This is a genomic window from Pseudomonas sp. UBA4617 (assembly GCF_002386445.1).
GTDB lineage: Bacteria > Pseudomonadota > Gammaproteobacteria > Pseudomonadales > Pseudomonadaceae > Aquipseudomonas.
Map to the genome: position 1 here is coordinate 669 of NZ_DGIR01000053.1, position 24,188 is coordinate 24,856.

22 protein-coding genes and 2 tRNA genes are annotated in these 24,188 nt (G+C 63.0%); 13 read left to right on the top strand and 11 right to left on the bottom strand.

Annotated elements, in window-relative coordinates; genetic code table 11:
- The 5 genes from B4L76_RS22260 to B4L76_RS22280 form a co-directional block, all read right to left on the bottom strand.
- Nucleotides 1–329, bottom strand: a 329-nt coding sequence (locus B4L76_RS22260) for a YebC/PmpR family DNA-binding transcriptional regulator (RefSeq protein ID WP_296235254.1), incomplete at its 3' end; no start/stop codon positions are given.
- Between the two features lie 114 nt (nt 330–443).
- Nucleotides 444–2,219, bottom strand: a complete 1,776-nt coding sequence (aspS, locus tag B4L76_RS22265; RefSeq protein ID WP_296235255.1) for an aspartate--tRNA ligase — start codon at nt 2,217–2,219, stop codon at nt 444–446.
- A gap of 93 nt (nt 2,220–2,312) precedes the next feature.
- A complete protein-coding gene (locus B4L76_RS22270) occupies nt 2,313–2,534 on the bottom strand; it encodes an FmdB family zinc ribbon protein (protein WP_003254776.1) in 222 nt (73 codons plus the stop codon).
- Between the two features lie 92 nt (nt 2,535–2,626).
- On the bottom strand, nt 2,627–2,956 hold the full coding sequence (locus B4L76_RS22275) for a ribbon-helix-helix domain-containing protein (protein WP_170031570.1): 330 nt from the start codon (nt 2,954–2,956) through the stop codon (nt 2,627–2,629).
- Nucleotides 2,957–3,116: 160 nt separating this feature from the next.
- Nucleotides 3,117–3,590 (bottom strand): Dps family protein, encoded by a 474-nt coding sequence (locus B4L76_RS22280; protein WP_003254783.1) that lies wholly within the window; start codon nt 3,588–3,590, stop codon nt 3,117–3,119.
- 277 nt (nt 3,591–3,867) lie between these two features.
- On the opposite strand from B4L76_RS22280, the gene B4L76_RS22285 reads away from it, so the two are divergent.
- A complete protein-coding gene (locus B4L76_RS22285) occupies nt 3,868–4,461 on the top strand; it encodes a cold-shock protein (protein ID WP_296235256.1) in 594 nt (197 codons plus the stop codon).
- Nucleotides 4,462–4,538: 77 nt separating this feature from the next.
- Here the strand turns inward: B4L76_RS22285 and B4L76_RS22290 are convergent, their stop codons facing one another.
- Nucleotides 4,539–4,745 (bottom strand): SlyX family protein, encoded by a 207-nt coding sequence (locus B4L76_RS22290; RefSeq protein WP_225778872.1) that lies wholly within the window; start codon nt 4,743–4,745, stop codon nt 4,539–4,541.
- A 1-nt stretch (nt 4,746) separates the two neighbouring features.
- Nucleotides 4,747–5,166, bottom strand: coding sequence for an HIT family protein (locus tag B4L76_RS22295; RefSeq protein ID WP_296235257.1), 420 nt, complete (start codon nt 5,164–5,166; stop codon nt 4,747–4,749).
- 687 nt (nt 5,167–5,853) lie between these two features.
- Between B4L76_RS22295 and B4L76_RS22300 the strand changes: the two genes are divergently transcribed.
- From B4L76_RS22300 to B4L76_RS22310, 3 genes are all read left to right on the top strand, one after another.
- Entirely contained in the window at nt 5,854–7,119 is a 1,266-nt protein-coding gene (locus tag B4L76_RS22300; RefSeq protein WP_296235258.1) for an OprD family porin, read from the top strand.
- Nucleotides 7,120–7,279: 160 nt separating this feature from the next.
- Nucleotides 7,280–8,995 carry a proline--tRNA ligase gene (locus B4L76_RS22305; RefSeq protein ID WP_296235259.1) on the top strand — a complete coding sequence of 572 codons (1,716 nt, stop codon included), beginning with the start codon at nt 7,280–7,282 and terminating at the stop codon, nt 8,993–8,995.
- A gap of 20 nt (nt 8,996–9,015) precedes the next feature.
- Nucleotides 9,016–9,969, top strand: coding sequence for a hypothetical protein (locus tag B4L76_RS22310; protein WP_296235260.1), 954 nt, complete (start codon nt 9,016–9,018; stop codon nt 9,967–9,969).
- 85 nt (nt 9,970–10,054) lie between these two features.
- On the opposite strand, the gene dinB is transcribed toward B4L76_RS22310, so the two are convergent.
- Nucleotides 10,055–11,113 carry a DNA polymerase IV gene (dinB, locus tag B4L76_RS22315; protein WP_296235273.1) on the bottom strand — a complete coding sequence of 353 codons (1,059 nt, stop codon included), beginning with the start codon at nt 11,111–11,113 and terminating at the stop codon, nt 10,055–10,057.
- Nucleotides 11,114–11,333: 220 nt separating this feature from the next.
- On the opposite strand from dinB, the gene B4L76_RS22320 reads away from it, so the two are divergent.
- The 4 genes from B4L76_RS22320 (at nt 11,334) to B4L76_RS22335 (ending at nt 15,816) form a co-directional block, all read left to right on the top strand.
- Nucleotides 11,334–11,410, top strand: a tRNA-Met gene (locus B4L76_RS22320).
- A gap of 134 nt (nt 11,411–11,544) precedes the next feature.
- Nucleotides 11,545–11,621 (top strand) — tRNA-Met (locus B4L76_RS22325).
- Nucleotides 11,622–11,881: 260 nt separating this feature from the next.
- On the top strand, nt 11,882–14,524 hold the full coding sequence (mprF, locus tag B4L76_RS22330) for a bifunctional lysylphosphatidylglycerol flippase/synthetase MprF (RefSeq protein WP_296235261.1): 2,643 nt from the start codon (nt 11,882–11,884) through the stop codon (nt 14,522–14,524).
- A complete protein-coding gene (locus B4L76_RS22335; RefSeq protein WP_296235262.1) occupies nt 14,524–15,816 on the top strand; it encodes a virulence factor family protein in 1,293 nt (430 codons plus the stop codon). The genes mprF and B4L76_RS22335 overlap by 1 nt, the downstream gene beginning before the upstream one ends.
- Nucleotides 15,817–15,967: 151 nt before the next feature.
- On the opposite strand, the gene B4L76_RS22340 is transcribed toward B4L76_RS22335, so the two are convergent.
- Nucleotides 15,968–17,878, bottom strand: coding sequence for a potassium transporter Kup (locus B4L76_RS22340; RefSeq protein WP_296235263.1), 1,911 nt, complete (start codon nt 17,876–17,878; stop codon nt 15,968–15,970).
- A 235-nt stretch (nt 17,879–18,113) separates the two neighbouring features.
- Between B4L76_RS22340 and rimO the strand changes: the two genes are divergently transcribed.
- The 5 genes from rimO to tsaA all read left to right on the top strand — a co-directional run bounded on the left by rimO (nt 18,114) and on the right by tsaA (nt 22,025).
- Nucleotides 18,114–19,445, top strand: a complete 1,332-nt coding sequence (gene rimO / locus B4L76_RS22345) for a 30S ribosomal protein S12 methylthiotransferase RimO (protein WP_296235264.1) — start codon at nt 18,114–18,116, stop codon at nt 19,443–19,445.
- Between the two features lie 129 nt (nt 19,446–19,574).
- Complete coding sequence (locus B4L76_RS22350) at nt 19,575–20,027, top strand: GNAT family N-acetyltransferase (protein ID WP_296235265.1); 453 nt, start codon at nt 19,575–19,577, stop codon at nt 20,025–20,027.
- 77 nt (nt 20,028–20,104) lie between these two features.
- Nucleotides 20,105–20,815 (top strand): rRNA pseudouridine synthase, encoded by a 711-nt coding sequence (locus B4L76_RS22355; protein WP_296235266.1) that lies wholly within the window; start codon nt 20,105–20,107, stop codon nt 20,813–20,815.
- Between the two features lie 49 nt (nt 20,816–20,864).
- Complete coding sequence (locus tag B4L76_RS22360) at nt 20,865–21,326, top strand: DUF1456 family protein (protein WP_296235267.1); 462 nt, start codon at nt 20,865–20,867, stop codon at nt 21,324–21,326.
- A 6-nt stretch (nt 21,327–21,332) separates the two neighbouring features.
- Nucleotides 21,333–22,025 carry a tRNA (N6-threonylcarbamoyladenosine(37)-N6)-methyltransferase TrmO gene (gene tsaA / locus B4L76_RS22365; protein WP_296235268.1) on the top strand — a complete coding sequence of 231 codons (693 nt, stop codon included), beginning with the start codon at nt 21,333–21,335 and terminating at the stop codon, nt 22,023–22,025.
- Nucleotides 22,026–22,121: 96 nt separating this feature from the next.
- Here the strand turns inward: tsaA and B4L76_RS22370 are convergent, their stop codons facing one another.
- Nucleotides 22,122–23,444, bottom strand: a complete 1,323-nt coding sequence (locus B4L76_RS22370) for a dicarboxylate/amino acid:cation symporter (RefSeq protein ID WP_225778889.1) — start codon at nt 23,442–23,444, stop codon at nt 22,122–22,124.
- 350 nt (nt 23,445–23,794) lie between these two features.
- A partial coding sequence (locus tag B4L76_RS22375) for an ATP-binding protein (RefSeq protein WP_296235269.1) occupies nt 23,795–24,188 on the bottom strand: 394 nt, incomplete at its 5' end.

Genomic DNA, 24,188 nt, shown 5'->3' on the forward strand with positions numbered 1-24,188 from the left:
GCGGTGCGGTTGCGGTTGTCGGTCATGGCCTCGACCATGATCGCCACACCGCCCGGGCCGTAGCCTTCGTAGCTGAGTTCTTCGACGTTGTCGCTTTCGTTGGTACCAGCACCACGAGCCACGGCGCGATCAATGATGTCACGGCTCATGTTGGCGCCCAGGGCCTTGTCCAGTGCCAGGCGCAGGCGCGGGTTGGAGGCCGGGTCAGGGCCGCCCTGCTTGGCAGCGACCGTCAGTTCGCGGATCCACTTGGTGAAGATCTTGCCTCTCTTGGCATCCTGGCGCTCTTTGCGGTGCTTGATGTTCGCCCACTTGGAATGACCAGCCATAACGACTCCGAATCCTTTGAATCACAAACAGCCCCGCCCCTGTACGGGGCGGGACGGGAAATTGCCTGCGCCGAAACGCAAAGGCGCATCCCTGTGGATGCGCCCGAGGACCGCTTACTCGACCTTGGCCTGTTCGCGCAGTCGGATGTGCAGCTCGCGCAGGGCCTTGGCGTCGACCAGGCCAGGGGCCTGGGTCATGACGCACGCGGCGCTCTGGGTTTTCGGGAAGGCGATCACTTCACGGATCGACTGGGCGCCGGTCATCAGCATGACCAGGCGGTCCAGGCCGAAGGCCAGGCCACCGTGAGGCGGCGCACCGAACTTCAGGGCGTCGAGCAGGAAGCCGAATTTCTCTTCCTGTTCTGCTGCTTCGATGCCCAGCAGGCGGAACACGGCCTGTTGCATTTCCTTGCGGTGGATACGGATCGAACCGCCACCCAGTTCGGTACCGTTCAGGACCATGTCGTAGGCACGCGACAGGGCTGCGGCCGGGTTGGCCTCGAGCTCTTCCGGGGTGCACTTCGGCGCGGTGAACGGGTGGTGCAGCGCAGTGAAGCTGCCGTCTTCGTTCTCTTCGAACATCGGGAAGTCGACCACCCACATCGGCGCCCACTCGCAGGTCAGCAGCTCGAAGTCGTGGCCCAGGCGGATACGCAGCGCGCCCAGGGCTTCGCTGACCACCTTGAACTTGTCGGCACCGAAGAACACGATGTCGCCGTCAACGGCACCAACGCGGTCGAGGATGGTATTGAGGTTGGCCTCGGGGATGTTCTTGACGATCGGCGACTGCAGGCCTTCGACGCCCTTGGCGCGCTCGTTGACCTTGATGTAGGCCAGGCCCTTGGCACCGTAGATGCCGACGAACTTGGTGTACTCGTCGATCTTGCTGCGCGGCATGCTGGCACCGCCTGGCAGACGCAGGGCGGTAACACGGCACTTCGGATCGTTGGCCGGGCCGGCGAACACCTTGAAGTCCACGTCCTTCAGCTGGTCGGCAACGTCGACCAGTTCCAGCGGAATGCGCAGGTCAGGTTTGTCGGAACCGTAGCGGCGCATGGCTTCTTCGAAGGTCATGTGCGGGAATTCGCCGAATTCCAGATCCAGCACTTCCTTGAACAGCTTGCGGATCATGCTTTCGGTCAGGCCCATGATCTCGCTTTCATCGAGGAAGCTGGTCTCGATGTCGATCTGGGTGAATTCCGGCTGGCGGTCGGCCCGCAGGTCTTCGTCACGGAAGCACTTGGCGATCTGGTAGTAGCGGTCGAAGCCAGCGACCATCAGCAGTTGCTTGAACAGCTGCGGCGACTGCGGCAGGGCGAAGAAGCTGCCGGCGTGAGTACGGCTTGGCACCAGGTAGTCACGCGCGCCTTCCGGGGTGGCGCGGGTCAGGATCGGCGTTTCGACATCGAGGAAGCCGTTTTCGTCGAGGAAGCGACGGATGCTGCTGGTGATGCGCGAGCGCAGGCGCAGCTTGTCGGCCATTTCCGGGCGACGCAGGTCGATGAAGCGGTAGCGCAGGCGGGTTTCCTCACCGACGTCGGAATATTCGTTGAGCGGGAACGGCGGGGTTTCCGCTTCGTTGAGCACGTTCAGCTGGTAGCCGAGAATCTCGATGGCACCGGACGCCATGTTGGCATTCACCGCACCCTCAGGGCGCTTGCGCACCTTGCCGGTGATCTGCACGACGTATTCGCTGCGCACGCGGTCGGCCGCGGCGAAGGTTTCGGCGCGATCCGGGTCGAACACGACCTGGGCCATGCCTTCGCGGTCACGGATGTCGAGGAAGATCACCCCGCCGTGGTCGCGGCGACGATGGACCCAGCCGCAAAGGGTGACTTCCTGGCCGTCCAGGCTCTCGTTCAGTTGGCCGCAATAATGGCTGCGCATCATGATGGTGGTTTCGCTTCTCGTGATTCGTGTATTCGGTGGAGGCCTTGGCCGCCCGGAGGGCTAATACTGCAAGACCCGGTCACAGCATTCAACTCAGTCGGCCTTGTCGCCGCCTGCCAGATTCTTTTTCGCCCCGGTCTTGAAGTCGGTTTCGTACCAACCATTACCGCTCAGGCGGAAGCCTGGCACCGACAGCAGCTTCTTCAGCGCCGGCGCCTGGCAGGCCGGGCAATCGGTCAGCGGCGCGGCGCTGATCTTCTGCAGCACTTCCATGCGGTGCTCGCAGGATGCACATTGATAGTCATAAAGGGGCATGGGTGTCTCTCGTCAACCATAACGCTGGCTGCCGGGGCAGCAAAAAGCGCGATTATATATGGTTAGCAAGCACTGCGCAGCCCGCCAGGCGATCAGCGCACACTGGGCGGGTCCTGCAGCCAGGCGACACAGATCACCCGGATCAGCCCGCTGAAGTTGCGCACCCCACCCTGGCGCAGGTGCACTTCGCGGTCGACGTAGGACAGCACGGCGCTGACCGAACAGCGATTGGCCGCAGCGATGCGTTCGAGGATACCCCAGTAGACGGCTTCCAGGCGCAGGCAAGTGGAAAAACCGTTGAGCCTTACCGAACGCGACACCGGCTGGGTCTGCTGCATGTCGAAATCCGCCTTGAACGGATCGATGCACTGTTTACCGGGCCAGCGCCCCTGGCCAGCCACACGCTTGCTCGCTTGCATCATGCGCCACTTCTCCTCGTCACAGGTAGCAGGTGGCCTATTAAGCGCTGACGAGCGCGGTTAGAGCAGCGGCAAAATCTTCCTGATCAGAATCACCAAGTATGCGGGATATGCAGGAGCGACTCATCGCGACAGGAGGCCGCTCCTACCCAAAGCGCAACGATTACTTGCCGTCGAGCAGCACCCGCAGCATCCAGGCAGTCTTCTCATGCACCTGCATGCGCTGGGTCAGCAGGTCGGCAGTCGGTTCGTCACTGACCTTGTCCACCACCGGGAAGATGCTGCGCGCGGTACGCACCACAGCCTCCTGCCCCTGCACCAGCTGGCGGATCATCTCGTCTGCGGGTGGTACCCCTTCCTCCTCCTTGATCGAGGAGTGCCGCGCATAGAAGGCATAGGACCCCGGCGCCGGGAAGCCCAGGGCGCGAATGCGCTCGGCGATCGAGTCGACCGCCAGCGCCAGCTCGTTGTACTGCTCCTCGAACATCAGGTGCAGGGTGCGGAACGACGGACCGGTGACGTTCCAGTGGAAGTTATGGGTTTTCAGATACAGCACATAGGTATCCGACAACAGACGGGACAACCCATCGACGATGGACTTGCGATCTTCTTCACTGATACCGATATCGATTGCCATGAAGTTCCCCTTTCCATAAGGCTTGAGACTCAAGCGGGTGCCGACCACTTTAGCAACACTTGTCGCAGGGCGCATGCGACATGGCGCAGCACAGCGCTTGGCAGCCTGTGGTTTGAGTAGCCTGCGGCTTTACTGTTAAATAGGCAGTGTGCCACCCGTGCGGACTGCCATTGCCGGGTGCATAGGCCGGCCTGTCACGTGTTCGCGCGCCATACCTCAATGCGCACCGTGCCGCCGGCTCTTCCTGTGACCAGCCTTATCAACTGTGAGCCTACCCATGTTCAAGATCGTCCATCTGGTGACGGGCGTGGCAGCCTTGCTGCTATCGTTCATACCCAGCCTGAAAACCGATGCAAGTCCTTTCCTGCAACAACCCGACGCGGTCTACCTGGCCCTGTTCGGTCTGCTCAACCTGATTCTTGCCCCGGTGGTGCCACTGTACTACCGTGGCGCCCGCCAGCAGTTGCAATACCTGGCTTGCGCCTTGCTGGTGGTGGCGGTGGTACTGCAGACCCTGACGGTGCTGGCACGCCCGGAAATGGGCAACCTGGCCGCGCTGGTCTGCGCAGCCCTGGCCGTGGCGGCACACCTGGCCGCAGGCCTTGCCCGCAGCGCGCGCAAGGCACGCACCAACCAGCCGGCAACGCAGGAATCCGGCAACCGTGATACCGGTACCGTCAAGTGGTTCAACACCTCCAAAGGCTTCGGCTTCATCTCCCGCGATTCGGGTGATGACATCTTCGTGCACTTTCGCGCCATTCGCGGTGAAGGCCACCGCATCCTGGTCGAAGGCCAGCGCGTGGAGTTCTCGGTGATGCACCGCGACAAGGGCCTGCAGGCTGAAGACGTGGTCGCTGTCACCCGCCGCTGATCATCTGCGACGGTCACTTCCTGTGGAGGCGGGCTCGCCCGCCCCACAGGGTTGCTGCTCATCCAGCGTTATCGGCTTCAATAATGAGGCGGCGGCGCCTCCTCCCCGTCATTGCCGTACTGACCGACCATCTCTTCGTAACGCTTGATCAGCTCGGCCATCTGCAATTGCAGCCGCTCGATCACCCGCGCCTGCTCGACCACCACATCATTCAGCGCCTGGATGGTGTCATCCTGGAATGCCTGACGGGTTTCCAGCTCGACCATTCGCATTTCCAACGACATATCAGGCCTCTACATACCCATCGAGTTTCAGTTCACGCAGACGCTGGCGTACGGCTTGTACTTGCTCGTCGGTATAGGCCACTGCCGGGCACTTGCCCCACACCGGCGCAGGCCAGGCGGCGTCGTCGCGCTGGCGCACGATTACGTGCATGTGCAACTGACTGACCACATTACCGAGGGTGGCAACGTTCATCTTGTCGGCCTTGTAGCTCGCCTTGAGCGCCTCCGCCAGGCGGGTGGTTTCCTGCCACAACTGCTGCTGCTGCGCCGCATCCAGCTCGAACAGCTCGCTGATACCGGCGCGCTTGGGCACCAGGATGAACCACGGGTAGTTGGCGTCCTTGCTCAGTAACAACTGGCACAGCGCAAACTCTCCCAACACCAGGGCATCCTGCTGCAAACGCGAATCGAGGACGAACACGGCAAATCTCCTTCAGGCAACACCCACCCGCTACGCGCGGAGTACAAGCCTGCAAGGATACCTTGCACGTTCCCGGTAACACAGCGCTACTTTTCGCACCAAAATGAGGCCTGCCGTGCCCCGCCCACCACACTGGCCACCCCACAAATGACTCTGGTTGAACTAGTTGCGGTAACACATTCATTTTCATGACAGCTTTTTTGTTTTTAATGATTCTCGACTGCGATATGTCCGGAACCAGCCCCGCCCCGTGTTTTCGGTGCTTTCCGACCCTCGGTAGCGGGTTTTGTGAAAATTTCATGAAGTGTTGCGTATTTTGAGCACGCTTGTTGCATTCCCTTCACGCCAAGTCGGCACGACATCTGCTATGGCAGTTGAACGCGACAAATGACACAGCGGCATTGGTTACCAGGGAGTTTCCCGCGCCGGAATTGCATCAACCGATGCAAGACGACGATGGAAACAACGCTGGCGTTGTACGGCCCATAACCGGGGCGTGATTTGCGACATGGAAACACCTGAAAGCGACATGATAAAAAAGTTCCGTAAAGGATGCTTATAGCCATATCGCCAACAACAGTCAGCGTGCTATACATTTTCGCCGACATAACAAGAAAGAGCTGCACCATATAACTAGAACAGATGGCGCAGCGGTACTCTTCCTAAAAACCAAAGGAGCAAATCACGATGCGCGTGATGAAGTGGAGCATGATCGCCCTGGCCGTTGCGGCAGGGACCTCGCAGTTGGCTTTGGCCTCGTCCCAGGACGAGTCCAAAGGTTTCATCGAAGACAGCAAGCTGAACGTCAAGACCCGCATGCTGTACTTCAGCCGTGATTTCCGTAACAACGAAGGCGGCCAGAGCCGTCGCGAAGAAACCGGCCTGGGCTTCGTCGGCACCTTCGAGTCCGGCTTCACCCAAGGCACCGTAGGTGTTGGTGTCGACGCCATCGGCATGCTCGGCCTGAAACTGGACAGCGGCAGGGGCCGCGCCGGTACCGGCCTGTTCCCGACCGGCTCCGACGGCCGTTCGCAGGACGATTACTCCAAGGGCGGCGGCGCGGTCAAGTTCCGCATCTCCGACACCGTGCTGAAAGTGGGTGACCAGTTCACCGCACTGCCTGTCTTCGCCACCGACGACAGCCGCCTGCTGCCAGAAATCGCCCAGGGCACCCTGATCACCAGCAACGAGATCGAAGGCCTGACCCTGCACGCTGGTCACTTCACCAGCCTGACGGCCCAGGAGCAGACCAACCGCGACAGCTTCGGCCTGAAGGAAGCCAACGTAGTTGGTGGTACCTACGCCTTCACCGACAACCTCAGCACCAGCCTGTACTACTCGAAGGTTGAAGACTACTGGCGCAAGTACTACGCCAACGTCAACTGGGCGCTGCCAATCTCCGACAAGCAAGGCCTGGTGTTCGACTTCAACATCTATGACACCAAGAGCGAAGGCTCGGCCGAATACCGCGCCTTCGACGGTGACAAGCTGGACAACCGCGCGTTCAGCCTGTCGGGCGCCTACAACATCGGCGCTCACACCTTCACCCTGGCCTACCAGAAAGTCACCGGCGACGGCGACTATGGCTATGGTATCGACGGTGGCGGCACCATCTTCCTGGCCAACTCCGTGGCCCGTTCCGACTTCAACGCCGAAGACGAGAAATCCTGGCAGGCTCGCTACGACCTGAACTTTGCCGAGTACGGCATTCCAGGCCTGACCTTCATGACCCGTTATGTACGCGGTACCGACGCCAACGTCGCCGGCACCAGCAACGGCAAGGAATGGGAACGCGACATCGACATCAAATACGTACTGCAGGAAGGCCCGGCGAAAGACCTGAGCTTCCGCGTGCGTCAGGCCACCTACCGCTCTTCCGACGGTGTCTACTACGATTCCCCGTCGATCGACGAACTGCGCCTGATCGTGGAGTACCCGCTGAGCATCCTGTAAGCCTGGCTTGCAGTGCCCCGCAGCTGAAAAAGCCCGGCAATCACGCCGGGCTTTTTCTTGGCTGACAAGCGCCACGCCCTGGGGCATCCTGTACGCCTGCGTTTCCCCCCCGTACAATGCGGGGTCATTTCAATGTCTTAGGCAATCGACACGGCTCACCATGCGCACCAGTCAATATTTGCTCGCCACCCAGAAAGAAACCCCTGCCGACGCAGTGGTCATCAGCCATCAGCTCATGCTGCGTGCCGGCATGATCCGCAAACTGGCCTCCGGCCTGTACACCTGGCTGCCGATGGGCTTGCGGGTGATGCGCAAGGTCGAGGCCGTGGTGCGCGAGGAAATGAACGCCGCCGGCGCCCTGGAAGTGCTGATGCCCAGCATCCAGCCCGCCGAACTGTGGCAGGAATCCGGCCGCTGGGAACAGTACGGCCCCGAGCTGCTGCGCCTGAAAGACCGCCACCAGCGCGACTTCTGCGTCGGCCCGACCCACGAGGAAGTGATTACCGACCTGGCCCGCAACGAGCTATCCAGCTATAAACAGCTGCCGCTCAACATGTACCAGATCCAGACCAAGTTCCGTGACGAGATCCGCCCGCGCTTCGGCCTGATGCGCGGCCGCGAGTTCATCATGAAGGACGCCTACTCGTTCCATGCCGACCAGGCTTCCCTGCAGGAAACCTACGATCGCATGCACCAGGCGTACACCAATATCTTCACCCGCCTGGGCCTGGACTTCCGCCCAGTGCAGGCCGACACCGGCTCCATCGGTGGCAGCTACTCGCATGAATTCCACGTGCTGGCCGAGTCCGGCGAAGACGACGTGATCTTCAGCGACAGCTCGGATTATGCCGCCAACATCGAGAAGGCCGAGGCCATCCCACGGGAAACCGTGCGCCCTGCGCCTACCGAGGAGTTGCGCCTGGTCGACACGCCGAACGCCAAGACCATCGCCCAGCTGGTGGAAAACTTCGGCCTGCCAATCGAGAAAACCGTCAAGACCCTGATCGTGCACGGCGCAGAACCAGGCAAGCTGGTTGCGCTGATCGTTCGTGGCGACCACGAACTCAACGAAATCAAGGCCGCCAAGCTGGAACAGGTGGCCGACCCGCTGGTCATGGCCAGCGACGCCGAACTGCGCGAGGCCATCGGTGCCGGCGCCGGTTCGCTCGGCCCGCTGAACCTGCCGCTGGAAATCATCATCGACCGTTCGGTTGCCCTGATGAGCGACTTCGGCATCGGCGCCAACATCGACGACAAGCACTACTTCGGCGTGAACTGGGAGCGCGACCTCCCGGTTCCACAGGTGGCCGACCTGCGTAACGTGGTCGAAGGCGACCCGAGCCCGGACGGCCAGGGCACCCTGGTGATCAAGCGCGGTATCGAAGTGGGCCACATCTTCCAGCTGGGCACCAAGTACAGCGAGGCGCTGAAGTGCCAGGTACTCGGTGAGAACGGCAAGCCAGTCACCCTGGCCATGGGCTGCTACGGTATCGGCGTGTCCCGCGTGGTCGCCGCTGCCATCGAGCAGAACCATGACGACAAGGGCATCATCTGGAATGACGCCCTGGCCCCGTTCCAGATCGCCCTGGTACCACTGCGCTACGAAACCGACGTGGTCCGCGAGGCGACCGACAAGCTGTACGCCGAATTGACCGCCGCCGGTTACGAGGTGCTGCTGGACGACCGCGACAAGAAGACCAGCCCCGGCATCAAGTTTGCCGACATGGAGCTGATCGGCATCCCGCACCGCATCGTCGTCAGCGATCGCGGCCTGGCCGAAGGCAACCTGGAATACAAGCACCGCACCGAGCAGGACGCCCAGGCATTGCCACTGGCCGAGGTGCTGAACTTCCTGCAGACACGCGTTCGCCGCTGATAACCAATGCACGAGTGATCATGTACAAGCGAAGTACCTTTACCCTGGGGGGCGCCGCACTGTGCGGCGCCCTGCTCGTCAGCGGCTGCGCCAACCAGATGTCCCAGCGCAGCGACCATGAGGAGCGCGTCGAGCGCAAACTGCTCGAGCACACCCTGCAGATCGATGTCGGCGAGCCGAAGGTGATGGAGCTTCCGCAACGACGTGTGCGCGTGCATGAGCAGCAGCGCTTCGAAGTCACCGAGTTCGAAGTTACCCGTCGCTATGACCGCTACACGCCCTACCAGCCCTGGCGGGAGATCTACGAGATCCCGCTGGGGGCAGTGGCCGTGGTGGCAGGCGTCGGCGCCAACGTGGTCAACGTCTTCGCCCTGGGCAACCTGCCGGAAAGCATTACCCACGACTGGCTCAGCTACGGTGTGGACGGGCTCAACCCGTTCATGAACGTGCCTTCCAACGGCCGTGCCCAGCAGAACCTGGCCGGAATCAGCGAAGTGCAGAAAGGCAAGCGCGAAGAGTCCACCAGCGTGCCCTGGAGCGAGCGTCTGGTCGAGGTCAAAGCTGGCAAGGCCACCCACGAGCTGACTACCGACAGGAACGGCGTGTTGCGCCTGAACCTGCTCGACAGCCCGTTCTCCGAGCAGAATCTCAATCACATCGGCACCCTGCACCTGCAGGTGGTCGACGAGGACAACGCCGTTCGTGGCGATGCCAGCCTGCTGGTCAGCGCCACCCTGCGCAACAAGCTGCTCGAAGCCCACGAACTGATCTTCGATGACCTTGAGGACGACGACGTCAGCCAATGGGTGCATCGGGTCAAGCGCTTGTCTGAACTGGGGCTGGAAGAAGAAGCCAGCGAAATGGAACAGAGCCTGATCGAACTGACCCGCAACGATCCGGAGCTGCAGCAGGAGTTCCTGCAGTCGCTGACCAAGGCCACTGGCCGGTTGGTGGCTGATCCAGGCGTGCAATAGCCGGCACCATGCGTTGCCTTGCAGGAGCGGCCCATCGCGACACCAGGCCGCTCCTGCAAGGGCCGCACAGCCTGATCACGGCTGCTTATCCAGGCGGGAACAGCTCCAGCTGCTCATGCGCCCCACGCAAATCGCGCAACCTCACCCCCACCCCCAGCAAGCGCACCGGCTTGCCGCCACGGGCAAACGCCTGCCCCAGCAACTGCCGATAACTGTCCAGGTCCCGACCGGCCCCCGCCTGCTCCAGGGTGGTCTGGCTGAAGTCATGGAACTTGACCTTGACGAAGGGTTTTTCCGGCCGGTAACTGCTGTCCATACGGGCGATGCGCTCGTTCAGGCTTTCCAGCAGCTCGGGCAGCCGTGCCAGGCAGCTGGCCAGGTCCGGCAAGTCGGTGTCGTAGGTGTTTTCCACGCTGACCGACTGCCGCCGGCTGTCATTGTGTACCGCACGCTCATCGATACCGCGCGCCAGCCCCCATAACCGTTCGCCAAAACTGCCGAACTCGCGCACCAGTGCCAGACGCGACCAGCCGCGCAGCTCAAGGCAGGTCTCGATACCCAGCCGCGCCAACTTGTCTGCTGTTACCTTGCCCACCCCGTGCAACCTGGCCACCGGCAAGGCGGCAACGAACGCCTCCACTTCGCCCGGGGTTATCACGAACAGGCCATTGGGCTTGCGCCAGTCACTGGCGACCTTGGCCAGGAACTTGTTCGGTGCAACGCCAGCCGAGACGGTGATATGCAGGGTGCGGGCGACACGCCGGCGGATATCCTCGGCAATGCGCGTGGCACTGCCCGAGTACCACTGGCTGTCAGTCACATCCAGGTACGCCTCATCCAGCGACAGCGGCTCGATCAGTTCGGTGTAGTCACGGAATATCGTGTGAATTTCCCGCGAGGCCTCCCGGTAGGCCTCGAAGCGCGGCTTGACGATCAGCAGGTCGGGGCACAGCTTCAGAGCATGCCGCGAGGACATGGCCGAACGCACCCCGTAGGCACGCGCCTCGTAGTTGCAAGTGGCGATCACCCCGCGCTGGTCAGGTGAGCCCCCTACCGCCATGGGCCGTCCGGCCAGGCGCGGGTCGTCACGCATCTCGATCGCGGCGTAAAAGCAATCGCAGTCAACGTGAATGATCTTGCGCAAGGACATGGATGCTCGTCAGCACTGTAAATTCATACAGATAGTATCGCATGCGACTGGCAGTGTGCAGCCGGGAGGCAGCCGTGCGCGATGATCGGGCTGAAAGCCCCGCCGCGCCTGAGCTGAACCCCAATATCCGAACGCTAAGAGTTTGAACAGGAAAGGTTTTTTTTAAAAGATGCTTGACAGCCACGGTTAAATCCGTAGAATTCGATCTCACAGGCGCGGGATGGAGCAGCCTGGTAGCTCGTCGGGCTCATAACCCGAAGGTCGTCGGTTCAAATCCGGCTCCCGCAACCAGATTCGAGAAAAGGCCACTGTTCACACAGTGGCCTTTTTCTTTTGCCTCGAACAAAGCGCTCGAAGAAATATCAAAAAAATCAACGACTAGCGCTTGACAGCCACTCTGGAAACTGTAGAATTCGCCCCACTGACGCGGGATGGAGCAGCCTGGTAGCTCGTCGGGCTCATAACCCGAAGGTCGTCGGTTCAAATCCGGCTCCCGCAACCATATTCGTCAGAACAAACCCCGCCTGTGTAACAGCAGCGCGGGGTTTGTTGCTTTTCCCTTCCCTGCTTTCTGCGCCCCGTATTTACCCGTCTTCCATTCAGCCCGCGCGCTTGAGAGCGCGTACCGAGGATGAACTATCTTTAACCCGCCCAGGCCGCTGCAAGCGGCTGAGGCCGGAGTAACATTGGATACGTTTTTCTAAGGGACATTCACTTGGCCACACCTTTCCCTCACCTCGCGCTGCATGCCCGGGGCAATCCATGACTTCGCACAACCCCGACAACCCGGCCGCACTCGCCTCGGCGCTGCCCGGTGCCGTGCAACGTCTGCCGTTGCTCGAACGCCTGAGCCGCTATCGCCAGCCCATCGGGCTGATCGTGACCCTGGTATTGTTCACCATGGCCTTGATTGCCTGCCGCCACCTGCTGAGCGAGCTGGACATCCATGCCTTGCACGATGCCATGCTCAGCGTGCCGGCCCAGTCATTGCTGGGCGCCTTGCTGGCAACCGTGCTCGGTTTCGTGATCCTGCTGGGTTACGAATGGTCGGCCAGCCGCTATGCCGGTGTACAATTGCCAGCACGCAGCCTGGTGCTGGGCGGTTTCAGCGCCTTTGCCATCGGCAACGCCATTGGCCTGTCGATGCTGTCCGGCGGCTCGGTGCGCTACCGCCTGTATGCGCGCCAGGGGGTAGGCGCAGGCGAAGTGGCGCGGATGACCGTGTTCGCCAGCCTGTCACTGGGCTGTGCGCTGCCGCCCCTGGCTGCCCTGGCGACCCTGAGTGACCTGCCGGCGGCCTCGGCCGCGCTGGGCCTGGCGCCTGGCTTGCTGGCGGCCATCGCCACAGTTGTGCTGGTGCTGTGTGGGGTGATGGTGGTTGGCCTGTACCGCCGTCGCCTGGCCGAGCAACCCGTGGCCGACAACCTGCTGGTACAACTGGGCCGCCGCACACTGCGTCTGCCGGGCGCCCGCCTGGCCGCCCTGCAATTGCTGATTACCGCGCTGGATGTCGCCGCTGCGGCGACCGTGTTGTATCTGCTGCTGCCCGCAGCACCACCGTTCGGCGCCTTTGTCCTGGTGTATCTGCTGGCCCTGGCCGCAGGCGTGCTCAGCCATGTGCCAGGCGGCGTCGGGGTGTTCGAAGCGATCCTGCTGGCCGCCTTTGCCGACCAGCTTGGCGCGGCACCGTTGGCAGCGGCCCTGCTGCTGTATCGGCTGATCTACGTGGTGCTACCGCTGCTGCTGGCCTGCGTGTTGCTGCTGGCCAACGAAGCCCGGCGCCTGCTGTTCACACAACAGGCCATCAAGGCGGCTTCCGGGCTGGCGGCACCGGTGCTGTCGATTCTGGTGTTCCTGTCCGGGGTGGTGCTGCTGTTCTCCGGGGCCACGCCCGAGATCGACACGCGTCTTGAGCACATGGGTTTCCTGGTGCCGCACCGTCTGATCGATGCCTCGCACTTCGGCGCCAGCCTGATCGGGGTATTGTGCCTGCTGCTGGCCCAGGGCCTGCGCCGGCGCCTGTCCGCAGCCTGGCTGCTGACCACCGTGCTGTTGCTGGTTGGCGCCCTGCTGTCGTTACTGAAGGGTTTTGATTGGGAAGAGGCCTGCCTGCTGACCTTCACCGCCGCCCTGCTTGCCCTGTTCCGACGCTCCTTCTACCGCCCCAGCCGCTTGCTGGAGCTGCCGTTCTCGCCAGTGTTCCTGGTGGCCAGCGCCTGCGTGGTCGGGGCATCGGTGTGGCTGCTGCTGTTCGCCTACCAGGATGTGCCCTACAGCCATCAGCTGTGGTGGCAGTTCACCCTCGATGCCGACGCCCCGCGTGGCCTGCGCGCCGCCATGGGCAGCGCCCTGCTGCTGGCGGCCGTGGCCCTGACCTGGCTGCTGCGCACGGCACCGCCCGTGATTCACCTGCCTGATGCACAGGAACTGCAACGGGCCAACCGCATTCTGTTGGCCTCTGACCAGCCCGATGGCGGCCTGGCCCTGACCGGCGACAAGGCGCTGCTGTTCCACCCGGGCGACAACGCCTTCCTCATGTACGCACGTCGCGGCCGTAGCCTGGTGGCCCTGTATGACCCGATCGGCCCGGCCCAGGAGCGCGCCGAGATGATCTGGCAATTCCGTGACCTCTGCGACCTGCACCACGCCCGACCGGTGTTCTACCAGGTGCGTGCTGAAAACCTGCCGTTCTACATGGACATCGGCCTGACCGCGCTGAAACTGGGCGAAGAAGCCAGGGTCGACCTGCACCGTTTCGACCTGGAAGCCAAGGGCAGGGAGATGAAGGACCTGCGCTACACCTGGAACCGCGGTGGCCGTGACGGTTTGAGCCTGGAAATCCATGAACCCGGCCATGCCCCACTGGCAGAGCTGAAGGAAATTTCCGATGCCTGGCTCGGCGGCAAGAACGTGCGCGAGAAAGGCTTCTCGCTGGGGCGCTTCAGCCCCGAGTACCTGCAGCACTTCCGCATTGCCCTGATCCGCTTTCAGGGCCGCCCGGTGGCCTTTGCCAACCTGCTGGAAACCCACAGCAAGGAGCTGGCCAGCCTCGACCTGATGCGCGCACATCCCGAGGCCCCGAAGCTGACCATGGAATTCATGATGATCGGCCTGATCCTGCACTACAAAAGCCACGGCTACACCCGCTTCAGCCTGGGCATGGTACCGCTTTCCGGCCTGCAGCCGCGGCGTGGTGCGCCGCTGACCCAGCGCCTGGGTTCACTGGTGTTCCGCCGCGGTGAGCAGTTGTACAACTTCCAGGGGCTGCGACGCTTCAAGGACAAGTTCCAACCGGACTGGGAACCCCGCTACATGGCCGTGCCGGCCGGGCTCGACCCGCTGGTGGCACTGGCCGACACCGCCGCCCTGATCGCAGGCGGCTTGACTGGATTGGTGAAACGTTGATGACCCGACGCTTTTGGCTGTACCTGCTGACTCCCCTGCTGCTGGCCGCCCTGGTGGGGGCGCTGGCGTTCTGGCTGTGGACGCGCCCGGCCCCCGAGGCGCGCCTGGAGCAACTGAGCATCAATGACACCGCGATCACCCGTGTGACACCAGGCGTACATCCCAAGGCCCGGGTGGTCATAGCTGTCCCGCGGGACCAGGCACTGACCGACAAGCAGTTGCTCGACCTGGCCAAGGCCGGCGAAGCGCAACTGGTGCAGGTGTTGCTGCCGGCCAATGACTGCAGCAAGCAGCAGCAGGCCATGAGCCAGGCCCTCGCCCAGTTGCCCCAGCAGCCGACCCTGGTCGCCGGTATCGGCCCGGGCGCGGCCCAGGCCTGGCGCTGGCTGGCCAGCCAGAACGACGACAAGGCCCGGGCGATTTCGGTGGATTTCAATCTCGAACAACCCGGTTGCCAGGCCCCCCTGCCAAAATCGGCCGCCCATGGCCACTGGAATGTCGCCTGGAACGACAACCCGGATGACGCCAGCGCCGCCTTCGTGCGCGACCAGGCCAATGCCGAAACCAGCATCAGCGACTACGACATCCACCTGCCGCAGGTGCTCAGGGCGCAGCTGACCCAGGCCCTGGTCGGCCACGACGGCAACGCCCTGGCCATCCCGGTGGTCGAGGTGCCTGCCGGGCAGACCACCGACACGGTCACCCTGTTCCTCTCGGGTGACGGCGGCTGGCGCGACCTGGACCGTGACGTGGCCGGGGAAATGGCCAAGCTGGGCTACCCGGTGGTGGGCATCGACACGCTGCGCTACTACTGGCAACACAAGACCCCGGAACAAAGCGCCGCCGACCTGTCCGAGCTGATGCAGCACTATCGGCAGAAATGGGGTACCAAGCGCTTCGTGCTGACCGGCTATTCGTTCGGCGCCGACGTGTTGCCGGCGATCTACAACCGCCTGCCGGTAGAAGACCAGCAGCGCATCGACGCGGTGATGCTGCTGGCCTTTGCCCGCAGCGGCAGCTTCGAAATCGAAGTCGAGGGCTGGCTTGGCAAGGAAGGCCAGGAAGCACCGACCGGGCCGGAAATGGCCAGGTTGCCGGCATCCAAGGTGGTGTGCGTGTATGGCGTCGAGGAAACCGACGAGAGCGGCTGCACCGACAAGACGGCGGTCGGCGAGCGTCTGAAACTGCCAGGTGGGCACCACTTCGATGAAAACTACCCGGCGCTGGCCAAGCGCCTGATCGACGAGATCGAGACGCGCCAGGGCAAGTCGAGCGTGGCGGCACAGAACTGATAGCCCTGAAGGGTTCACTCGCGGGCGCGCCTGCTCACACTGCCACTGGCGCCGCGCTCACCAATACAGCCAGTGCCAGCCACCGCACCGCCTGTTTCGCGGATAAATCCGCGAAACAGCTACATGTGAGTGCCTGCGCCTGCCCTGAAAATCAGATCTCGACCTGCGTCCCCAATTCGATCACCCGGTTCAACGGCAGGTTGAAGAAGCGCAGGTTACCGTTGGCATTCTTCAGCAGAAACGCGAACAGGTTGCCCCGCCAACGCGACATGCCCTCCAGCCGCGATGCGATCACCGTCTCGCGGCTGAGGAAGTAGGTGGTACGCATCGGGGTGAAGTCCAGTTCGTCCAGGTGGCACAGGCGCAACGCCGCCGGTACATCCGGTTCATCCATGAAGCCGAAGTGCAGCAATACGCGGAAGAACCCTTCACCATAGGCCTCCACCTCGAAACGCTCCTGCTCCGGCACTCGCGGCCGATCCTCGTTGACCACCGTCAACAGCACCACCTGGCTGTGCAGCACCTGGTTATGCAGCATGTTGTGCAACAGCGCATGGGGTACGGCATCGGAGCGCGCCGTGAGGAACACCGCCGTGCCTTCGACCCGGTGCGGCGGCTGGATGCGGATACTGCTGATGAACAGCTGCAGCGGCAACGCGCCTTCGTCGATACGCTCCACCAGGATCTGCTTGCCGCGCTTCCAGGTGCTCATCAACAGGTACAGCACCCCCCCTGCCAGTACCGGGAAGGCACCGCCCTGGACGATCTTCGGCACGTTGGCGGCAAAGTACAGCCCATCGACCAGCAGGAAACCCACCAGGATCGGCACCGCCAGCACGGGCGGCCATTTCCACAGCAGCAGCATCACCGCCGAAACCAGGATGGTGGTCATCAGCATGGTACCGGTCACCGCCACGCCGTAGGCCGCCGCCAGCGCGCCGGACGACTCGAAACCGAGCACCAGCAGGACCACGCCGACCATCAGCGTCCAGTTGATCGCGCCGATGTAGATCTGCCCCTGTTCGTCGCTGGAGGTGTGCTGGATCTGCATGCGCGGGATATAGCCCAACTGGATGGCCTGGCGGGTCAGCGAAAACGCCCCCGAGATCACCGCCTGCGAAGCGATCACCGTGGCCATGGTCGCCAGGCCGACCATCGGCAGCAGCGCCCAGCCTGGCGCCAACAGGTAGAACGGGTTGCGTGCCGCCTCCGGGTCCTGCAGCAGCAATGCGCCCTGGCCAAAGTAGTTGAGCACCAGCGCTGGCAGCACCAGGGCGAACCAGGCCCGGGCAATCGGCTTGCGGCCGAAGTGGCCCATGTCGGCATACAGCGCCTCGGCACCGGTCAGCGCCAGCACCACCGCACCGAGAATGGCAACGCCCATGCCGGGGTGAACCACGAAGAAGTTCACTGCCCAGGCCGGGTTGAACGCCTTGAGCACTTCCGGGGATTGCGCGATGCCATACACCCCCAGCGCGCCTAGCGCCACGAACCAGGTGACCATGATCGGGCCGAACAGCTTGCCGATCTTCTCGGTGCCGTGCTTCTGCACCAGGAACAGCGCTACCAGTATCACCAGCGAAATCGGCACCACCCAGTGGTCGATGCCTTCGAACGCCAGGCCCATGCCCTCCACCGCCGACAGGACCGACACGGCCGGCGTGATCATGCTGTCGCCGTAGAACAGCGAAGCGCCAATCAACCCGCACACCACCATCAGCGTCTGCAAACGCGGATAGGCCGCCGTGGCCCGCCGTGCCAGTGCGGTCAGCGCCATGGTGCCACCTTCGCCCTGGTTGTCGGCACGCAGGATGAACATCACGTACTTGAACGACACCACCCATAACAATGACCAGAGGATCAGCGACAGGATCCCGAGTACGCCGTCATGGTTGACCGGCACCCCGTAACCGCCGGTGAAGACTTCCTTGAGGGTATATAACGGGCTGGTACCGATATCGCCATAAACCACCCCGACCGCTGCCACCAGCAGGCTCAGCGACCGCGTCGCGCCCTGCTTCCCCTCGTGCCCGCCCTCGGCGTGACTGCTTGCCTGAACCATCGACCACTCCCGCAGACGGCCTTGTAGACCTTTGCCATTCATCGTTCCTGCCCAGGCTGAAATGCAACCTGACGCAATGGCGCGAAGCATAGCGCAGCGTTCGTCGCATTTCTGCTGGTCAAGCGACTCGGCGCTCGCTAGAATTGCGCACTTTTTGATCAGAGGCGCCAAAAGCGCCCGTCAAGATCGCCCCCGATTCCGGTCGGGCGACCTGTATTCGATACCGAGGTTAGTCATGTCCACCACGCCCGCCACCCCCAAGGTAGGTTTCGTAAGCCTGGGTTGCCCGAAAGCCCTGGTCGATTCCGAGCGCATCCTGACCCAGCTGCGCATGGAAGGCTATGAAGTCGTGCCCACCTATGAGGACGCCGACGTGGTGGTGGTCAACACCTGCGGCTTCATCGACAGCGCCAAGGCCGAGTCGCTGGAAGTGATCGGTGAAGCGATCAAGGAAAACGGCAAGGTCATCGTCACCGGCTGCATGGGTGTCGAGGAAGGCAGCATCCGTGACGTGCACCCGAGCGTGTTGTCGGTCACCGGCCCGCAGCAGTACGAGCAGGTGGTCAACGCCGTGCACGAAGTGGTACCGCCGCGCCAGGACCACAACCCGCTGATCGACCTGGTACCGCCACAAGGTGTCAAACTGACCCCGCGTCACTATGCGTACCTGAAAATTTCCGAAGGCTGCAACCACAGCTGCAGCTTCTGCATCATCCCGTCGATGCGCGGCAAGCTGGTCAGCCGCCCGGTGGGCGAAGTGCTGAGCGAGGCTGAGCGCCTGGTCAAGGCCGGGGTCAAGGAGATCCTGGTGATTTCCCAGGACACCAGCGCCTACGGCGTCGACGTCAAGTACAAGACCGACTTCTGGAATGGCCGCCCGGTCAAGACCCGCATGCTCGAGTTGTGCGAGGCCCTGAGCAGCCTGGGCGCCTGGGTGCGCCTGCACTATGTATACCCGTACCCGAACGTCGACGACGTGATCCCGTTGATGGCCGCCGGCAAGATCCTGCCGTATCTGGACATCCCGTTCCAGCATGCCAGCCCGAAAGTGCTAAAGGCCATGAAGCGCCCGGCGTTCGAGGACCGCACCCTGGCACGCATCAAGCACTGGCGCGAGCAATGCCCGGAGCTGGTGATCCGCTCCACCTTCATCGTCGGTTTCCCGGGCGAGACCGAGGAAGACTTCCAGTACCTGCTTGACTGGCTGACCGAAGCCCAGCTGGACCGCGTGGGCTGCTTCCAGTACTCGCCGGTGGAAGGCGCCCCGGCCAACGACCTGGGCCTGGAAGAAGTACCGGACGAGGTCAAGCAGGAGCGTTGGGATCGCTTCATGGCGCACCAGCAGGCCATCAGTGCCGCCCGCCTGCAACTGCGTATCGGCAAGGAAATCGACGTGCTGATCGATGAAGTCGAAGAACAGGGCTCGGTTGGTCGCAGCTTCTTCGACGCACCGGAAATCGACGGCAGCGTGTTCATCGACGGCGATCATGGCTTCAAGCCAGGCGACAAGGTGCGTTGCCGCGTGGTGGATGCCGACGAGTACGACCTGTGGGCTGAACCGGTCTGACCCAGCGGCAGCACGAAAAGGCCCTGTTCCGGCTGCCGGAGCAGGGCCTTTTTGCATCAGGGCAGCGGGTAAGCGCTGACTGACGGTTGGCCTGCTATGTTGTCAGGGTACCCTCGAGGAATCCTGCCCATGCATTCGACAATGACGTTGCAAACCCCGCGCTTGAGGGACTACGACGAACTGGTACAGGTGTGGGAAGACTCGGTACGCGCTACCCACGACTTTCTTCCTGAGGGCTACATCCTGTTGCTGCGCGAACACGTGCTGCGCCGCTACCTCGATGCGGTGATGCTGGTCTGCTGCAAGGACCGCCAACGCATCTGTGGCTTCGCCGGGGTCGCCAGCGGGCGCGTGGACATGCTGTTCGTCGCACCGGATTACCGCGGCAAAGGGGTTGGCAAACGCCTTCTGCACTATGCGATCGATGAGCTGAATGCCGAGCGCCTGGACGTCAATGAACAGAATTCGCAGGCCCTGGGCTTCTACCTGCATGAAGGTTTCGAGGTGATCGGCCGTTCGGCGACCGATGGCCTGGGCCAACCCTACCCTTTGCTGCACATGCGCCTGCGCAAAATGGCGTAAATGACACAGATTCCCAGCCCCTCTGGCGCGCAGGCAGGTACAATGCACGTCTTTCCCTGCCTTTGCGAAACCCCGTCATGTCCGAACCCGTCCGCCTGTCCAAACGCCTTATCGAGCAACTCGGCTGCTCCCGCCGCGAGGCCGAGCTGTATATCGAAGGCGGCTGGGTCACGGTCGATGGCCTGGTGGTCGAACAACCGCAGTTCAAGGTCGCGCAGCAGTGCGTCGAGTTGCTGCCTGGCGCCCGCGCCGAAACGCTGGAGCCGGTTACCCTGCTGCTGAACCAGCCGGCAGGCATGAGCAGCGAAACCGCCCGCGACGAAATGAACATGAGCAACCTCAGCGAGGCCCATCGCGAAGGCGTGCGCGCCCTGCACGGGCACTTTGCCCGGCAGGCCTGCGTGGCTCCGCTGGAACCTGGTGTCAGCGGCCTGCAGGTATTCACCCAGGACTGGCGGGTAACCCGCAAGATCGACGCCGACCTGCGCCGCCTGGAGCAGGAGTTCATCATTGAAGTACGCGGCGAGACCACGCCCCAGGCGCTGGAACGCCTGGCACGCGGTGCCACCCGCAATGACCGCGAGTTGCCCAGGGCCAAGGCCAGCTGGCAGAACGAGACCCACCTGCGCATGGTCCTGAAGAACCCGCAACCAGGGCAGATTGCCGAGCTGTGCGCGTACCTGCGCCTGGAGCTGCTCAGCATGCGCCGCATCCGCCTGGGCGGTGTGTCGATGGGCAAGCTGCCGCTGGGCCAGTGGCGCTACCTGGCCGCTACCGAACGTTTCTAAGCAATACGCCGCGCCCGCAGGCGCGGCACCTGAACAGGATTCTGCAGCAATGAACCACAACGACGTCCTGCGCAGCTTGCGCTACATGCTCAAGGTGAACGACGCCAAGATGGCCGAGATCATCGGGCTAACCGGCCTCGAGGTGCATCCCCTGGTGCTGGCCACCTACCTGAAAAAGGAAGACGAGGAAGGCTTCGTGCGTTGCCCGGAGCGGGTCATGGCGCACTTTCTCGACGGCCTGGTGATCCACCGCCGTGGCAAGGACGACAGCCGCCCGCCGCAGCCGATCGAACTGCCGGTAACCAACAACCTGATCCTGAAGAAGCTGCGGGTAGCCTTCGAACTCAAGGAAGATGACCTGCATGCGATCCTCAAGTCAGCCAACTTCCCGGTCAGCAAACCCGAGCTCAGCGCACTGTTCCGCAAGGTCGGCCACGACAACTATCGCCCGTGTGGCGACCAGTTGCTGCGCAACTTCCTCAAGGGCCTGACCCTGCGCGTACGTGGCTGAGCGGTCATGCAGCATACGGTTGCTCCGGTCGGAATCGTCCGCTCCTGTTTCAAGGAGAAGTTCGCCATCCCGCGCCAGCCACAGCTAGCACCTGCCGCTCGCGGTGTGCTCGAGCTGTTGCCGCCGTTCGACCAGGGTGATGCGGTCGCGGGCCTGGAGCAGGTCAGCCATGTCTGGCTGCTGTTCCTGTTCCACCAGGCGCTGGAAGACAAGCCACGCCTGAAGGTGCGTCCGCCGCGCCTGGGCGGCAACAAGAGCATGGGTGTATTCGCCACCCGTGCGACGCACAGGCCCAATGGCATCGGCCAGTCGGTGGTGCGCCTCGAGGGCGTGGAGCCCGGGCGCCTGCTGCTGTCCGGGATCGACCTGCTCGATGGCACGCCGGTGCTGGACATCAAGCCCTATGTGCCCTACGCCGACAGCATCGCTGGCGCCAGCAACCAGATGGCCAGCGAAGCCCCCGCCGCGATCACCGTGCAGTGGAGCGACGCTGCCCTGCCCCAGGCCCGCGAACATGCCTTGCGCCTGGGTGAGCCGGTGGTGGAGCTGATCGAGCAATGCCTGGCGCAGGACCCACGGCCGGCCTACCAGGTGCCAGCGGCGGAGCGGGTGTATGGGGTGAAGTTCTGGGATGTGCAGGTGCGCTGGCATTACCCGCAGCCGGAGGTGATCCGGGTGCTGGAGGTGGTGCCCGCCTGATCTCGGAGCTGGCTGGACGTGGCCGCTTCTACAAAGGGGCCGCGCAGGCACGAAAAAGGCGACCCTGGGTCGCCTTTTCGTTTTACTGTACCGCGATCAACGAGCCGGGCCTTCAGCAACGCCCAGGTCGTCGGTCGGACGGTTATCGACCAGTGGCGAACCACCGGAGGCCAGCTCCGAGGCCAGCTTGTCGTTGTCCATTTCCTTGACCCACTTGGCCACGACCACGGTAGCCACAGCGTTGCCCACCAGGTTGGTCAGGGCGCGGGCCTCGGACATGAAGCGGTCGATGCCGAGGATCAGCGCCAGGCCGGCAACCGGCAGGTGGCCGACAGCCGACAGGGTGGCAGCCAGGACGATGAAGCCCGAACCGGTCACGCCGGCAGCACCTTTGGAAGCCACCAGCAGCACCAGCAGCAGGGTGATCTGGTGGGTGATGTCCATGGTGGTGTCGGTGGCCTGGGCAATGAATACCGCAGCCATGGTCAGGTAGATCGAGGTGCCGTCCAGGTTGAACGAGTAGCCGGTCGGAATGACCAGGCCAACCACCGACTTCTTGGCACCCAGGCGCTCCATCTTGGCCAGCATGCGTGGCAGGGCCGATTCCGAGGAAGAAGTACCCAGCACGATCAGCAGCTCTTCACGGATATAGCGGATCAGCTTGAGCACGCTGAAACCATGGGCGCGGCAGATGCCGCCCAGCACCACCAGCACGAACAGCAGGCAGGTGATGTAGAAGCAGGCCATCAGGTAGCCCAGCTGCACCAGAGAACCAACGCCGTACTGGCCGATGGTGAAGGCCATGGCACCGAAGGCACCGACCGGGGCCAGCTTCATGATCATGTTGATGATGTTGAACATGACATGGGCGAAGCGGTCGATCAGGTCCAGCACCGGCTTGCCGTAGCTGCCCAGGCGATGCAGGGCGAAGCCGAACAGCACGGAGAACATCAGCACCTGCAGGATATCGCCGTTGGCGAAGGCGCCGACCACGGTGTTGGGAATCACGTTGAGCAGGAAGCCGACGGTGGTCTGCTGTGCGCCGGCGGCGGCATAGGCGGCCACGCTGCTGGCGTTGAGAGTGTTGACGTCGATGTGCATGCCAGCGCCCGGCTGGACCACGTTGACCACTACCAGACCGATGATCAGGGCGATGGTGGAGACGATTTCAAAGTACAGCAGCGCGTAGCCGCCCGTCTTGCCGACCGACTTCATGCTCTGCATGCCGGCGATGCCGCTGACCACGGTACAGAAGATGATCGGGGCGATGACCATCTTGATCAGTTTGACGAAACCGTCACCCAAGGGTTTGAGGGCGACGCCGGTTTCCGGGTAATAGTGGCCGAGCAGAATGCCGATGGTGATGGCGACCAACACCTGGACATACAGGGATTTGTACAGCGGCTGACGTGTCGTCATGGCTAAATTTCCTCAAGTGTGCCGGTTCACCCTTCCCAGGGCGATGCGGCACCTGAATCGCTAACCCTCCTGCACCTGGAGGGATTTGTCGTTGTGTTCGAGCTGCCTGGGCAGGCCTCTGCGAAGATCGATAGCAAGGGTGGTGCCAAAATGCCCAGCAAGGGTGCAGGTGCCGTATTTGCTGGGGAGAAATGCCCAACGACGGGGCGATCTGGCTGAGCAAGGCTGGCGGATTTCCGCCCGGTGGCGGGATTTGTACAGGGGGAGGTGGCGGGAATCCGCCCGTTGGGGGTTGCCTGTAGCGGCCCTTTCGCGAATGAACCCGCAAAAGGGCCGCTACAGGCGAGCGCTCAATCCAGGTGGAAGGTGATCCTGAACGCCGCGCCGCCCAGTGGCGAGTCGCCCAGGCTCAACGCCGCGTCATAGCTGTCGACGATGTCCTTGACCACCGCCAACCCGATGCCCTGCCCCGGGTGCTGGCTGTCGAGCCGCTCGCCGCGCTCCAGAATACGTTCACGCTGATCGGCCGGCACCCCTGGGCCATCATCCTCGATGCACAAGGTCAATTGCCCCGGCGCCTGCTCCAGGCTCACCCGCACCTGGCCCAGGCTCAGGCGGTAGGCGTTTTCCAGCAGGTTGCCCAACAGCTCGAGCAATGCCCCCTGCTCCATCGGCACCTGCGCGGCCTCGGGCACCTGCAGGGTCACGCTCACCCGCTTGTCGCGGTACACCTTGGCCAAGGTG

Coding starts and splice junctions, on each gene's coding strand:
- rimO (WP_296235264.1), top strand. CDS start 18,114: ATGTCCACCACGCCCGCCACCCCCAAGGTAGGTTTCGTAAGCCTGGGT.
- mprF (WP_296235261.1), top strand. CDS start 11,882: ATGACTTCGCACAACCCCGACAACCCGGCCGCACTCGCCTCGGCGCTG.
- B4L76_RS22370 (WP_225778889.1), bottom strand. CDS start 23,444: ATGACGACACGTCAGCCGCTGTACAAATCCCTGTATGTCCAGGTGTTG.
- B4L76_RS22360 (WP_296235267.1), top strand. CDS start 20,865: ATGAACCACAACGACGTCCTGCGCAGCTTGCGCTACATGCTCAAGGTG.
- B4L76_RS22290 (WP_225778872.1), bottom strand. CDS start 4,745: ATGTCGTTGGAAATGCGAATGGTCGAGCTGGAAACCCGTCAGGCATTC.
- B4L76_RS22270 (WP_003254776.1), bottom strand. CDS start 2,534: ATGCCCCTTTATGACTATCAATGTGCATCCTGCGAGCACCGCATGGAA.
- tsaA (WP_296235268.1), top strand. CDS start 21,333: ATGCAGCATACGGTTGCTCCGGTCGGAATCGTCCGCTCCTGTTTCAAG.
- B4L76_RS22335 (WP_296235262.1), top strand. CDS start 14,524: ATGACCCGACGCTTTTGGCTGTACCTGCTGACTCCCCTGCTGCTGGCC.
- B4L76_RS22355 (WP_296235266.1), top strand. CDS start 20,105: ATGTCCGAACCCGTCCGCCTGTCCAAACGCCTTATCGAGCAACTCGGC.
- B4L76_RS22285 (WP_296235256.1), top strand. CDS start 3,868: ATGTTCAAGATCGTCCATCTGGTGACGGGCGTGGCAGCCTTGCTGCTA.
- B4L76_RS22275 (WP_170031570.1), bottom strand. CDS start 2,956: ATGATGCAAGCGAGCAAGCGTGTGGCTGGCCAGGGGCGCTGGCCCGGT.
- B4L76_RS22305 (WP_296235259.1), top strand. CDS start 7,280: ATGCGCACCAGTCAATATTTGCTCGCCACCCAGAAAGAAACCCCTGCC.
- B4L76_RS22310 (WP_296235260.1), top strand. CDS start 9,016: ATGTACAAGCGAAGTACCTTTACCCTGGGGGGCGCCGCACTGTGCGGC.
- B4L76_RS22300 (WP_296235258.1), top strand. CDS start 5,854: ATGCGCGTGATGAAGTGGAGCATGATCGCCCTGGCCGTTGCGGCAGGG.
- B4L76_RS22280 (WP_003254783.1), bottom strand. CDS start 3,590: ATGGCAATCGATATCGGTATCAGTGAAGAAGATCGCAAGTCCATCGTC.
- B4L76_RS22350 (WP_296235265.1), top strand. CDS start 19,575: ATGCATTCGACAATGACGTTGCAAACCCCGCGCTTGAGGGACTACGAC.
- B4L76_RS22340 (WP_296235263.1), bottom strand. CDS start 17,878: ATGGTTCAGGCAAGCAGTCACGCCGAGGGCGGGCACGAGGGGAAGCAG.
- aspS (WP_296235255.1), bottom strand. CDS start 2,219: ATGATGCGCAGCCATTATTGCGGCCAACTGAACGAGAGCCTGGACGGC.